At 73.3% G+C, this 13,221-nt stretch carries 11 protein-coding genes and 1 other RNA gene; 4 read left to right on the plus strand and 8 right to left on the minus strand.

What is annotated here, in order from left to right; translation table 11 throughout:
* The first annotated feature begins 32 nt into the window (after positions 1 to 32).
* Complete coding sequence (locus tag ACZ501_RS04945) at positions 33 to 1,325, plus strand: MFS transporter (RefSeq protein WP_468792567.1); 1,293 nt, start codon at positions 33 to 35, stop codon at positions 1,323 to 1,325.
* A gap of 93 nt (positions 1,326 to 1,418) precedes the next feature.
* A complete protein-coding gene (locus tag ACZ501_RS04950) occupies positions 1,419 to 2,780 on the plus strand; it encodes an SH3 domain-containing protein (RefSeq protein WP_468792569.1) in 1,362 nt (453 codons plus the stop codon).
* Positions 2,781 to 2,852: 72 nt separating this feature from the next.
* Here ACZ501_RS04950 and ssrA read toward each other — a convergent pair.
* From ssrA to ftsE, 5 genes are all read right to left on the minus strand, one after another.
* Positions 2,853 to 3,241, minus strand: a transfer-messenger RNA (tmRNA) gene (gene ssrA, locus ACZ501_RS04955).
* Positions 3,242 to 3,342: 101 nt separating this feature from the next.
* Positions 3,343 to 3,828, minus strand: coding sequence for an SsrA-binding protein SmpB (gene smpB / locus ACZ501_RS04960; RefSeq protein WP_361607806.1), 486 nt, complete (start codon positions 3,826 to 3,828; stop codon positions 3,343 to 3,345).
* A gap of 18 nt (positions 3,829 to 3,846) precedes the next feature.
* Entirely contained in the window at positions 3,847 to 5,064 is a 1,218-nt protein-coding gene (locus ACZ501_RS04965) for a S41 family peptidase (protein WP_468792572.1), read from the minus strand.
* Between the two features lie 67 nt (positions 5,065 to 5,131).
* The gene (gene ftsX, locus ACZ501_RS04970; RefSeq protein WP_361607812.1) at positions 5,132 to 6,115 is read right to left on the minus strand and encodes a permease-like cell division protein FtsX; all 984 of its coding nucleotides are present in this window, start codon (positions 6,113 to 6,115) and stop codon (positions 5,132 to 5,134) included.
* Between the two features lie 17 nt (positions 6,116 to 6,132).
* A complete protein-coding gene (ftsE, locus tag ACZ501_RS04975; RefSeq protein ID WP_361607815.1) occupies positions 6,133 to 6,822 on the minus strand; it encodes a cell division ATP-binding protein FtsE in 690 nt (229 codons plus the stop codon).
* A 227-nt stretch (positions 6,823 to 7,049) separates the two neighbouring features.
* Here ftsE and ACZ501_RS04980 point away from each other — a divergent pair, with 227 nt between their 5' ends.
* Positions 7,050 to 7,238 (plus strand): hypothetical protein, encoded by a 189-nt coding sequence (locus ACZ501_RS04980; RefSeq protein WP_361607818.1) that lies wholly within the window; start codon positions 7,050 to 7,052, stop codon positions 7,236 to 7,238.
* A 131-nt stretch (positions 7,239 to 7,369) separates the two neighbouring features.
* On the opposite strand, the gene prfB is transcribed toward ACZ501_RS04980, so the two are convergent.
* Positions 7,370 to 8,479, minus strand: a complete 1,110-nt coding sequence (gene prfB, locus ACZ501_RS04985; protein ID WP_361611429.1) for a peptide chain release factor 2 — start codon at positions 8,477 to 8,479, stop codon at positions 7,370 to 7,372.
* A gap of 313 nt (positions 8,480 to 8,792) precedes the next feature.
* Here prfB and ACZ501_RS04990 point away from each other — a divergent pair, with 313 nt between their 5' ends.
* Positions 8,793 to 9,836, plus strand: a complete 1,044-nt coding sequence (locus ACZ501_RS04990; RefSeq protein ID WP_468792574.1) for an isopenicillin N synthase family dioxygenase — start codon at positions 8,793 to 8,795, stop codon at positions 9,834 to 9,836.
* Between the two features lie 45 nt (positions 9,837 to 9,881).
* Here ACZ501_RS04990 and ACZ501_RS04995 read toward each other — a convergent pair whose 3' ends face one another.
* Both ACZ501_RS04995 and ACZ501_RS05000 read right to left on the minus strand, forming a co-directional pair.
* Complete coding sequence (locus ACZ501_RS04995) at positions 9,882 to 11,138, minus strand: serine/threonine-protein kinase (protein WP_362461163.1); 1,257 nt, start codon at positions 11,136 to 11,138, stop codon at positions 9,882 to 9,884.
* A gap of 159 nt (positions 11,139 to 11,297) precedes the next feature.
* Positions 11,298 to 13,076: a serine/threonine-protein kinase gene (locus ACZ501_RS05000; protein WP_468792577.1), complete on the minus strand. Its 1,779-nt coding sequence runs from the start codon at positions 13,074 to 13,076 to the stop codon at positions 11,298 to 11,300.
* Between the last annotated feature and the right edge of the window lie 145 nt (positions 13,077 to 13,221).

Below are 13,221 nucleotides of genomic sequence, written 5' to 3' on the forward strand. Positions count from 1 at the left end.
CCGTCGCGGGCCCCGGCCCGCAAGCTCGTCGCATGTTCCGAGCGACCCGCCCGACGACCCCGCTGATGTCCGTGACCGGCAGCACCCTGGTCCTGGCCTCCGCCTCCACCTCCGCCGCCCCCGCCCGCGCCCGCGTCCGGACCCGCGCCCCGGGCCCGTACGCCCGCCTCTTCGCCCTCCCCGGGACGCGCGGCTTCACCGCCGGGAACCTGCTGGCCCGGCTCCCCATGGGCATGTTCGGGGTCAGCGCGGTCATGATGATCGCCGGACAGCGCGGCTCGTACGCCCTCGCCGGCGCGGTCACCGCCACCGGGCTGGCCGCCACCGCCCTCGTCGCGCCCTGGACGGCCCGGCTGGTCGACCGGTACGGCCAGGCCCGGATCGCCCTGCCCGCCACCGTGATCGCCGTCCTCGGCTCGCTCTCCCTGATCCTGTGCGTCCGTACGCAGGCCCCCGCCTGGACCCTCTTCGCCTCGTACGCGGCCACCGCCACGACCCCCAACATCGGCGGCATGTCCCGGGCCCGCTGGACCCGCCTGCTGCCCCCGGCCGAGCACCACACCGCGATGTCCTTCGAACAGGCCGCCGACGAACTGTGCTACATGCTCGGCCCGGTCCTCGCCGCCTTCCTGTGCACCGCCGCCTTCCCGGAGGCGGGCACCCTGACCGGGGCGGTCCTGCTGCTCGCGGGCATGCTGGTGTTCACCGCGCACCGGGCCACCGAGCCCCCCGCCACCGGGGCGCCGGCCGCCGCCCACGGGCCGTCGCCGCTGCGCGCGCTGCTCCCGCTGCTCGGTCTGTTCCTCGCCACCGGGGCGGTGTTCGGCTCGATGGAGGTCACCTCCATCGCCCACCTCGCCGCCCTGGGCCTCGGCGGCACCTCCGGCCCGGTCCTGGCCCTGCAAGCGGCGGGCTCCTGCGCCGCCGGCCTGCTCTACGGCACCCGCCGCCCGCGGAGCCTCGGGACCTGCCTGGTCGCGCTGGCCGCGGCGATGGCACTGCCCTGGGCGGCGGCCGCCACCGGCTCGCTCCCGCTGCTGGCCCTGGCCCTGCTGCTGGCCGGCATGGCCACCGCGCCGGTGATGGTGACCGCCATGGCGCTGGTCCAGCGGGCCACCCCGGGCGGGCGCCTCAACGAGGGCATGAGCCTCGCCGTCACCGCGATCCTCGCGGGCATCGCGGCGGGCTCGGCCACGGCGGGGCTGGCCGTCGACCGCCTGGGCTCCACGGCGGCCTACGCCCTCCCGGCCACCGCCGCCCTGCTCGCCCTGGCCCTCTCCGGTGCAACGACCCGATTTATCCGTATTGTTCCGGCGGGCGAGTGACGCGTCCGCGTGGTAAGCACCCCTCCCGGGGCGTGATCGCGCATAACTGGGGGTGCTTTCCCCAGCGCCCTTCCCTTCGCGGAGGAACTCCCCTTGCCTGCTTCACGCTCCGTTTCCTCGGCCCTCGTCGTCGCGGCCGCCACCGCGTCCTTTCTGGTGCCGGCCGTACCGGCCCTGGCCGACGACTCGTCACACATCCGGTTCTCCCAGCCGTACGTCCCCTCCATCGCCCCGGGCCAGACGGGCCGCGTCGTCATCGCGGCCCTGAACGGCCAGGCCCCGGCGCACAGCAGCACCTTCCGGATCACCGCCCCGGAACGGACCACCTTCCCGGAGGCCCGCTTCTACTGGAACGGCCAGCGGGCGGGCGGCTCGTGCACCCGCTCGACCGACGCGCGCCTGCTGACCTGCAACGCCGCCACCCGTGCGGGCTTCGCCTTCCCGGCGAACACGCAGACGCGGCTGGCGGTGACCCTGCGGGTGGACCCGAAGGCCCCGGAGGGCACGACGCTGGACGGCGGCGAGTGGGGCAACGGCACCGACGCGCCCGCCCTCTTCGCCGTCGCCACCGCGGTGCGGGGCCCGAAGGGCGACGACGGCCGCCCCGGGCACGACGGACGGCCCGGCTACGACGGCCATGACGGCCACGACGGACGGCCCGGCCACCACGGCAAGCCGGGCCGCCCGGGGCCGAAGGGCGAGAAGGGTGACAAGGGCGACAAGGGCGACACCGGCGAGCGCGGCCCGAAGGGCGACCGCGGCGACACCGGCGAACGCGGACCCCAGGGCCCCCGCGGTGACACCGGTCCGGCCGGCGGCCCGCCGGGACCGCAGGGACCGCAGGGCCCCCAGGGCGACCGCGGCCCCAAGGGCGACCGCGGCGACACCGGCGAACGCGGCCCCCAGGGCAACCCCGGTGACACCGGCGGCCCGGGCCCCCGGGGCCCCCAGGGTCCCCAGGGCGACCGCGGCCCCGCCGGCCCCCAGGGCCAGCCCGGCCCGCAGGGACCCCAGGGTCCGCAGGGCGACACCGGCCCGGCGGGCGGCCCGCCCGGACCCCAGGGACCGCAGGGACCGCAGGGTCCGCAGGGACCGGCCGGTCCCCAGGGCCCCAAGGGCGACACCGGCAAGCCCGGCACCTGCAAGAAGTGCGGCGGCCACCACGGCAAGCCGGACCACCACGGCAAGGACGACCACCACGGCAAGGGCGACCAGGGCGGCCACGGCCCGAAGGCCCGCGTCGTCGGCTCCGTCAAGGGCCTCGGCATCCGCTCCGGCCCGGGCACGGGCCACCAGAAGACCGGCACGCTGCCGGCCGGCGCGGTGGTCCAGCTCCAGTGCAAGGTCAACGGCGAAACCGTCGGCGACAACGCGGTCTGGTACAAGCTCGCCGACGGCCGCGGCTGGATTCCCGCCCGCTACGCGCTGAACCTCAACAAGATCCCGTACTGCTGACGGTCCCACCGCCCGCGGACATGACGAAGGCCCCGCAGCCTGGAGGCTGCGGGGCCTTCGCCCACATGGGATGAGTGGAGATGGCGGGAATCGAACCCGCGTCCAACGGTGCAGAAGCAGGGCTTCTCCGAGCGCAGTCCGCTGCGCTTTTCTCGGCCCCGGAGATCACACGGACGAGTCTCCGACGGGCTCAGTCACTGTTTGGTTTCCCTCCAACCCCCGTGACCGGGGCTAGAGGTTTAGATCCCTAGTTGACGCCAGGATCCGGACCGGGACCACTTCCGGGCTGACGCTCCTCACAGAGGCTTCAGCTCACTGTTATTAGGCAGCGAGGGTGAAGCGGGAGTTATCGCTCTTGGAGTTGGCGATTATTTTTTGCGACATGTGGTTAGCGAGATCATTGCCGCTTCCTCGGCTCGCTTCCCCTGCATCGACAGCCGCTGTCGAAACCGATCATCCCCATGTAAACCGCTATTGAGTTGGTCCTGCTCAGGCAGCGCCGCCCCCGAGGGGGTGGTGCTGACGCCATGGTACGCGAAGTCGACCACCGCGTGCCAGGAGATTAGACCGTACCCCGCTGCTTGCGGCGGACCGCCGAGATCGCCCGCTGCGTCTCGCGCGTGTCCTGCTTCTCCCGCAGGGTCTGCCGCTTGTCGTACTCCTTCTTGCCCCGCGCCAGCGCGATCTCCACCTTCGCGCGGCCGTCCTTGAAGTACAGGGACAGCGGCACCACCGTGTGCCCCGACTCGTCCGCCTTCCGCGCCAGCTTGTCGATCTCCTCCCGGTGCAGGAGGAGCTTGCGCTTGCGGCGGGCGCTGTGGTTGGTCCAGGTGCCCTGGCTGTACTCCGGCACGTGCACGTTGTACATCCAGACCTCGCGGCCCTCCACCGACACGAAGCCGTCCACCAGCGAGGCCCGCCCCTGGCGCAGGGACTTGACCTCGGTGCCGGTCAGCACGATCCCGCACTCGTAGGTGTCGATGATCGCGTAGTCGTGCCGCGCCTTCTTGTTCTGGGCGATCAGCTTGCGCCCTTTTTCCTTAGCCATAGTGCGGTCATTTTCGCACTACGGACCCACCCCGAGGCCACCCAATACCCTGCGCGCCCGCTCCTCCGCCCCGTCACCGGCCGCCAGGTCCGGGGTGATCCCGCCCCCGTCGAGGCTGCGGCCCGCCGGAGTGCGGTACGTGCCCACCGTCAGCTCCGCCACCGCGCCGCCCGGCAGCTCGGTCGGCATCTGCACCGAGGCCTTGCCGAAGGTGCGGGTGCCCACCGTCACCGCGCGGCCGCGGTCCTGGAGGGCGCCCGTCACCAGCTCGGCCGCGCTCATCGTGCCGCCGTCCACCAGGGCCACCAGGGGCCGGGCGGTGTCCCCGCCCGGGGCGGCGTACAGGGCGTGCTCGGAGCCCCGTACGTCGTACGTCGCCACGAGGCCGCCGTCCAGGAACGCGGAGGCCGCGGTCACCGCCTCGGTCACCAGCCCGCCCGGGTTGCCGCGCAGGTCCAGCATCACCCCGCCGCCGGGCGGGGCCTCGCGGACGGCCGCCCTGACCCGCTCCCCCGAACCCCGGGTGAAGGAGGCCACCTTGATCACGGTGATGCCGCCCGCGAGGCGGCGTACGGTGACCGGCTCCGTACGCAGCTGCGCGCGCCGGACGGTCACGGTGAGGCCGGCTCCGTCCCGGCTGAGGCCGAGCACCACCGGAGTGCCGGCCTCCCCGCGCAGCAGCGCCACCGCGTCGGGCACGGCCAGGCCCGTCACGCTCCGCCCGTCCACGCTCAGCAGCCGGTCCCCGGCGCGCAGGCCGGCCCGGTCGGCGGGGCTGTCGGGCTGGACGCGGTCCACCTCGATGCGGCCGTCGCGGCGGCGGCCCACCCACAGCCCGACGCCGGTCCAGCGGCCGTCGAGGGCCTCGGCGAACTCGGCGTATTCGCCCCGGTCGTAGACGGTGCCCCAGCGGTCGCCGCTGCGGCTGACCACTTCCTCGGCGGCCTTCTTGCCCGACTTGCCCTCGGCGACGGCCTCGGCGGCGGCGCGGGCGACGGCCTCCCGGTCGGCGGTGCCGGACCCGGTGCCCGGCCCGGTGCCGGACTCCGTGCCGGGAGCGGGGTCCGGGCCGGCGGTGGCCGCGAGGGCGGCGGCCGCGGGCGTGTCGTCCCCCTCGCCCGGGCCCCAGCACCCCGTGGCCCCGGCGGCGGCGACGGACACGAGGAAGACCAGCGTCAGGGCGGCCCCGCGACGCCGGTCGCGGGGCCGGAGACAGGGGACGGGCAGACCCGGCATGCCGCCGAGTCTAGGACAAGCCCCGCTGCGGCAGGCCGCGTTGGCGGCATAGCTCAGGAGGCGCTCGTCATACCTTCAGGTACTTGCGCAGTGCGACGAAGGCGGCCAGCGAGGGCATCAGCAGGCCGATGACCAGCACCAGCGGCAGCTTGGTGAGAACGGCGTCCCAGCCGATGAAGTTGATCAGCTGGAGCTTCTCGCGGAGCGCGATGCCGTGGTCGATCACGAAGTACTGCCCCGTGCCGAGCATCACGCAGGCGAAGACGGCACCGATGAGGCCGGCCACGGCCGCCTCCATGATGAACGGCACCTGGATGTAGAAGCCGGAGGCGCCCACCAGCCGCATGATGCCGGTCTCCCGCCGACGGCTGAACGCCGAGACGCGCACCGTGTTGACGATCAGCAGCAGCGCCACGATCAGCATGACGAGCATGATGCCGAGGGCCGCCCAGTTCAGGGTGCCGAGGAGGGCGAAGAGGTTGTCCAGCTCGGTGCTCTGGTCGGCGACCGACTGGACGCCGTCGCGCCCGGCGAAGGCGGAGGTGATGACCTCGTACTTCTCCGGGTTCTTCAGCTTGACCCGGAAGGAGTCGGGCATCTGGTCGGGGGTGACGACGGAGGCCAGGGCGGTGTGGCCGAAGCGCTCCTTGTAGTGCTTGTAGGCCTCGTCCGAGGACTCGTACATGACGTTCTGGACGAGGTCCATCTTCTTGAGCTCGGTCTCGATGCCCTGTTTCTGCTCGGGGGTGACCGCCCCCTTGGAGCAGGGGCGGCCGCTGCCGGCCGCGGCGGCGGTGTTCGGCGCCCCGGCGGCCGCGCCCGGGGCGGCGCCGCCGGCGGCGTCGAGGGCGTCGTTCTTGGTGCAGAGGTAGACGGTGACGTTGACCTTGTCGTACCAGTAGCCCTTCATGGCGCTCACCTGGTCGCGCATGAGGAGGGAACCGCCGAACAGGGCCAGGGAGAGGGCCACGGAGATGATGACCGCGAAGGTCATGGTGAGATTGCGGCGGAGGCCGACGCCGATCTCCGACATGACGAACTGGGCGCGCATGACGTCTCAGGGGCCTTTCAGTGCTGGTAGCCGTAGACGCCGCGCGACTGGTCGCGCACGAGCCGGCCCTGTTCTAGTTCGATGACGCGCTTGCGCATCTGGTCCACGATCTGCTGGTCGTGCGTCGCCATGATGACGGTGGTGCCGGTCCGGTTGATCCGGTCCAGGAGCTTCATGATGCCGACGGAGGTCTGCGGGTCGAGGTTGCCCGTCGGCTCGTCGGCGATCAGCAGGGCGGGGCGGTTGACGAAGGCGCGGGCGATGGCCACGCGCTGCTGCTCGCCGCCGGACAGCTCGCCCGGCATCCGGCCCTCCTTGCCGCCCAGTCCCACCAGGTCCAGGACCTGCGGGACGGCCTTGCGGATCTCGCCGCGCGGCTTGCCGATGACCTCCTGGGCGAAGGCGACGTTCTCGGCGACCGTCTTGTTGGGCAGGAGGCGGAAGTCCTGGAAGACGGTCCCCAGCTGGCGCCGCATGTGCGGGACCTTCCAGTTGGAGAGCTTCGCGAGGTCTTTGCCCAGGACGTGCACCTGGCCGTGGGTCGCCCGTTCCTCACGCAGGACCAGCCGCAGGAAGGTGGACTTGCCGGAGCCGGAGGAGCCGACCAGGAAGACGAACTCGCCCTTGGCGATGTCGAGGGAGACATCTCTGAGTGCGGGCCGGTTCTGCTTCGGGTAGGACTTGGAGACGTTGTCGAATCGGATCACGGGTGCACCACGGTCGCCGGGAGTAGGTGTGCGTGACCATACGCGACCGGACGGTGGGTGGGGACCCGGCAACCGGAGTTGCCCGTTTTATCCAGCGTGCGGGGGGAGCCGGACCGTGATTGCACGGACGGGCCGCGCCGAATGCCGCAGGAGCTGGCACAGTGGTAGGGGGAACGGACTCCGTCCCCGGGCCGTTGGGCATGACGAGGGGACGAGAGGAGGAGCGCATGACATATGACCGGCTCGTGTGCGCGAACTGCGCCGCACCCGTCAGCCAGGGCCGCTGTCCGGTGTGCCGGGCGAACCGGGAGCGCCTCCAGCAGGAGGGCCCCTTCGCCGGGCTGAACCCGGCAGCGCTCATCGCGCTTCTGGTGGTGCTGGTGGCCGCGCTGGCGCTGGTGGCACGGACCGCGTAGGCCGCGTCGCGTCCCGATCAAGGCGATCACGGCAATCACGGCGATCACGGATCAGCGGATCACACGTCATGCGGAAGGGCCCGGACACCAGCTGGTGTCCGGGCCCTTCCGTGCTGTCGGGGCAGGCAGTGCTACGCGCTCTGCTCCTGCTGCTTGCGCCAGCGGATCCCGGCCTCCAGGAAGCCGTCGATCTCGCCGTCGAGGACCGCCTGCGGGTTGCCCACCTCGAACTCCGTCCGCAGGTCCTTGACCATCTGGTACGGGTGCAGGACATAGGACCGCATCTGGTTGCCCCAGGAGCTGCCGCCGTCCTTGAGGGCGTCCATCCTGGCCTGCTCCTCCTGGCGGCGCCGCTCCAGCAGCTTGGCCTGGAGGACGTTCATCGCGCTGGCCTTGTTCTGGATCTGCGAGCGCTCGTTCTGGCAGGAGACCACGATGCCGGTCGGCAGGTGCGTGATGCGCACCGCCGAGTCGGTCGTGTTGACGCCCTGGCCGCCGGGGCCGGAAGCGCGGTACACGTCGATGCGCAGCTCGCCCTCGTCGATCTCGACGTGGTCGCTGGACTCGACGACCGGCAGCACCTCGACGCCCGCGAAGGAGGTCTGGCGCCGGCCCTGGTTGTCGAAGGGGGAGATGCGCACGAGGCGGTGCGTGCCCTGCTCGACGGAGAGGGTGCCGTAGGCGTACGGGGCCTTGACGACGAAGGTGGTCGACTTGATGCCGGCCTCTTCCGCGTACGAGGTCTCGTAGATCTCCGTCGGGTAGCCGTGGCGCTCCGCCCAGCGCAGGTACATGCGCTGGAGGCGCTCGGCGAAGTCGGAGGCGTCGACGCCGCCGGCCTCGGCGCGGATGTTGACCAGGGCCTCGCGCTCGGCGTACTCGCCGGAGAGCAGGGTCCGGACCTCCATCTCGTCCAGCGCCTTGCGGACGGCGATCAGCTCGACCTCGGCCTCGGCCAGGGTTTCCGCGTCGTCCATCTCCTGCGCGAGGTCGAAGAGGACCGCGAGGTCGTCGATACGGCCGCGCAGGGTCTCGGTCTTGCGGACCTCCGCCTGGAGGTGCGAAAGCTTGCTCGTGATCTTCTGGGCGGCTTCCGGGTCGTCCCAGAGGGACGGCGCGGCGGCCTGCTCCTCGAGCACGGCGATTTCTGCCCTCAGCTTGTCGAGGTCCAGGACGGCCTCGATCGACCCCATGGTCGAGGAGAGGGACTTCAGCTCTTCGGAAACATCGACGACTGCCACGGGTCAAGCCTAGCCGGTCCTCGGGCGGCGCTGTCCGGCCAGGCCGGATCGGGCCGTACAGAGGAGCGAGGGGACGGGCGTACGCTCCTCGTATGACCGTTCCCCTCGTGAAGCGACGCCATGTGGACCACATGCGTGTGACCACGACGAGCTGTCTGCCGCCGGACCCCGCACAAGCCTGATCCACCCCGATCCGACTTCGGTCCTGTACGCGGCCACCGCCCCGGCGCCATCCCTGCCGGCGGCGCGCCACACCCGCCTGCCCCGCCATCTCCGGGGCACAGGACCCTGTGACATCCGAAACGGAGCCGTCATGCCGTCCGCGCACCCCTCTTCTTCCGCCTCCTCCACCGCCGCCCCGTCCGCGCCCGCCCTCGCCGTGATCGACCTGTCGCGGGCGGACGACCCCGCCGACCGGGCCGACTTCCTGAAGCAGCTGCACGCCGCGGCCCGGGACACCGGCTTCCTGTACCTGACCGGGCACGGCATAACCGAGGCGGAGACCACCCGGATCCTGGAGCTGACCAGGGCCTTCTTCGCGCTCCCCGAGGCCGACCGGCTGGCGGTGAGCAATCTGAACTCCCCGCACTTCCGGGGCTACACCCGCATCGGGCACGAGCTGACCGGCGGGGCCTCCGACTGGCGCGACCAGCTGGACGTCGGCGCGGAGCGGCCGGCGCGGGTGCTGGGGCCGCAGGACCCGGCGTACCTGTGGCTGGAGGGGCCCAACCAGTGGCCGGCGGCGCTGCCGGAGCTGCGGGAGGCGGTCCTGGGCTGGCAGGAGCGCCTGGCGGGGGTGGCGCACCGGCTGCTCCAGGAGCTGCTGGCCTCGATCGGCGCCCCCTCGGACTTCTTCGACGCGGCCTTCGCGGACCGCCCCCACCTGCACACGAAGCTGATCCGCTACCCCGGGTCCGCCCCGTCGGGCGCCGACCAGGGCGTAGGCGCGCACAAGGACTACGGCTTCCTGACGCTGCTCCTGCAGGACTCGGTGGGCGGGCTCCAGGTCGTCCGGGACGGCGGCTACGTCGACATCGAGCCGCGGCCGGGGGCGTTCGTCGTCAACCTGGGCGAGCTGCTGGAGATCGCCACCGAGGGGTATCTGCGGGCCACCGACCACCGGGTGGTGAGCCCGCCGGGGTCGGTGGAGCGGTTCTCCGTGCCGTTCTTCTACAACCCGCGGCTGGACGCGGTGGTGGAGACCGTCCCCGGGGACTACCTGCGGTCGGCGCCGGGGGTGGCGCACGACGCGTCGAACCCGCTGCACGCCGAGTACGGGCGCAACGAGCTGAAGGGGTGGGTACGGGCGCACCCGGCCGTGGCCCGGCGCTGGCACCCGGAGCTGGTCTCGGCGTAGCCGCCTCCGCGGGCGGGTCCGGATCGGGCCGTAGCCACGCCGGGGCTACGGCCGGGAGGGGGCGGAGTGCCCGGTGCCCGGCGGGCGGGGGGCGGGGTCGTCCTCGGAGGCGGCCAGCCAGCTGCCCACGCCGACCGCGGTGGCCAGCGCCAGCGCCGACGCGGAGAGCAGCAGGCGCCGCTTGCGGGCGGCCTCGGCGCGGTGCCGGGCGGAGCCGGGGCGGTGCCCGCCGGCCGGGCGCGGGACGCGGGCGGTGCCCAGCGCCCCGCCGGCCAGCTCCTCGGGGCCCGGCACCCGCATCGAGGTGTGGGTGTCCCGGTTGGAGTCGGTGGCGGAGCCGGGCACCAGGGGGACGACGCCCCGCCTGCGCACCGGGTCGGCGGCCGCGTCGGGCTCTTGCGCGGGCTCGGGCTCCGGGTCGGCGTCGTCCGGCTCGTCCACGTCCAGCGGCGGCATCCCGGCGAGCAGCGGCAGCAGGTCCCGCAGCCGGACCGACAGCTCCGAGGCGCGCAGCCGCGAGGCGGGGGCCTTGGCCAGGCACTGGACCATGAGCTGCCACAGCTCGTCGGGGATGCCCGGCAGCGGGACCACGGTCTCCGTCACGTGCCGGCGCAGCACCGCGCCCGGGTGGCCGCCGCCGAAGGGGGTGAAGCCGGCCAGCAGCTCGTACAGCACCGTGGCCAGGGCGTATATGTCGACGGCCGCCCTCGGCGGCAGGCCCTCGACTATCTCCGGGGCCAGGTAGTCGGGCGTCCCGATGATCCGGGTGGTGGGGGCGGCGCTGCGGCCCCCCGTGGCCCGGCGCGGCGAGTCGATGAGCTTGGCCACGCCGAAGTCGGTCAGCAGCGCAGGGTGGGCGCCGCCGGGGCCGAGGGGTCCCTGCATGTCGAGCAGGACGTTCTCCGGCTTGACGTCCCGGTGGACGACGCCCGCCGCGTGGGCGGCGGCCAGAGCGTCCGCGACGTCCGCGACGATGGCCACGGCCGCCTCGGGGGCGAGCCGCCGCTCGCGGTCGAGGCGCGTGCGCAGGTCCGTTCCGCGTACGAGGTCCATGACGAGGGCGAGGTCGTTGCCGTCGACGACCAGGTCGCGTACGGAGACCACGTGCGGGTGCTCCAGTCCCAGGAGCGCGCTGCGCTCCTGGACGAAGCGGCCGACCAGTTCCTGGTCGGAGGCGAGGTCCTCGCGCAGCAGTTTGACGGCGACGGGCCCGTCCGGGCCTTCGCCGAGCCACACCGTGCCCGCGCTGCCGCGCCCCAGGATCTGGTGCGCGGTGTACCGGCTGCCGATCTTCCGTGCCACGACTGCTCCCTCAGCGGCTGGCGTAACGGACCAAAGCTACGCGGCCGAATGGGGGTTGAGGCCGCCGGATCGCGGCGACCTTCACTTCTGCGGGCGAAATCACGTCCCGGATGTCGACAAATCCACGAAGTCGGCGCTACGGGGCGGCCCGGCGGGCCCTCAAGAGGTCCCGCTGCCGCCCGTCGCATCGCCGATGGACCCGATGAAGTCGACGACGTCGGTGCCCCAGCTCCACACCTGGTCCCACCAGCCCCTGCCGGTGCCCACCCACTCCTGGAGCGCGAGCTCCCAGAAGAGCCAGCCGCCGACGAAGAGCATCAGGACGAGGACCAGGCAGCCCTTGAGGCAGCCGAGGCCCGGGATGCGGATCGGGTTGGCGCTGCGGCGGCGCGGCTCGCGCGGCGGGCGGGGCTCGCGCGGGGGCTGCTGCGGCGGGGGCTGCCGGCGCGGCTGCGGCTGCTGCTGGGGCGGCGGCTGCGGCTGGCGGTACTGCGGCTGCTGGGGCGGCTGCGGCTGCTGGTACGGCTGCGGCTGGTAGTGCTGCGGCGGCTGCTGCGCGTACTGCTGCGGCGGAGGCTGCGGCTGGTACTGCTGCTGCGGGTACGGCTGCTGCTGGTACTGCTGCTGCGGCGGGCCCTGGCGGTGCTGGCGGGGCGGCTGCTGGGGATGCGGCGGCACGGGCGGCGCCTGGCGCTGCGGGCGCCGGCGCAGCGGGTCCTCGGCCGGGTCGAGGTAGTGCATCTGCGTCTGCTCGTTGCGGTCGCGCGCGGCCCGCATCTGCGACTGCCACGGGTGCGCGGCGTCGGGCTGCTGCACCGGGGGCATGACGGAGGTCGGGTCCGGCGCACCCGGTGCGCCGGTGGCCGGCAGCACGGTGGTGGCGTCGGCCCCGCCGACCGGCGGGAGCACGCTCGTCATGGCGTTCGGGTCGTACGCGTCCGCCGGCGCGGCGCCGGCGCGGCCGGGCAGCACCTGCGTCGGGTCGGCGTTGCCGGTGGCGCCGGGGGCGGCCGGGACCGGGGCCGGCGAGGGGTCGGGCGCGAGCAGGGCGGCGACGCCGAGGGCGGCCTCGACCTCGTCGGGCGAGGAGTGCACGCGGATGCCGGCGGCGACCACGCGCAGGCCGCGCGCGAGGCTCTCGGCGCTGGGCCGCTCGTCCGGCTCCTTGCGCAGGCAGTGCTCGATGACGATCCACAGCGCCTCGGGCACGGCCGGGGGCCGCTGCGGCTCCTCGCTGAGGTGGCGGTGGAGCACTTCGAGCGCGGTGCCGCCGGCGAAGGGCGGCCGGCCGGTGACCAGCTCGTAGAGGAGGATGCCGGCGCCGTAGATGTCGACGGCGGAGGTCTGCGGACGGCCCTCGGCGGACTCGGGTGCCACGTAGGCGGGGGTGCCGACGAACTCGTGGGTGCGGGTCAGGCCCGGGGAGTCGGCCAGGCGCGCGATGCCGAAGTCGGTGAGCATCGGCTTCATCTGGCCGTGGCTCTCGTCGAGCAGCACGTTGGCGGGCTTCAGGTCGCGGTGGACCACGCCGTCGGCGTGGCTGGCGGCGAGCGCGTCCGCGATCTGGGCGGTCAGCAGGCTCGCGGCGACGGCGCTGAAGGGGCCGTTCTGGCGGATGTACTTGTGCAGGTCCGGGCCGTCGACGAGGTCCATGACCAGGGCCAGCAGGTCGCCCTCGACGACGAGGTCGCGGGTGCGCACGATGTTGGGGTGCGTCAGGCGCAGCAGGACCGAGCGCTCGCGCAGGAAGCGCATGACGATGTCCGCGTCCTGGGCCAGTTCCTCCTTGAGGACCTTGATGGCCACGGTCTCGCCGGGCTGGCCGGCGACGGCGGCCTCCGCGCCGGCGGTCTCCCGCTGGCGGGCACGCCAGACGGTGCCCGTGGCGCCGCGGCCGAGCGGCTCCTCGAGCAGGTACTTGCTGCCGACTGGCCGCACGTCTCGCGCTCCCTGCTGTCGTCTTTCCGGCTGATTCCGCCGAGTGGGTTTCCGGCCCAACTCTAGGGGGTGTCCCGGTGGAAGACGCGGGTCGGCGAAGGTTGGTTGCCGCACATATGTGCGAAGGGTGAGTTTTGCGGGGTAT

The organism is Streptomyces sp. NPDC034085 (genome assembly GCF_055575555.1).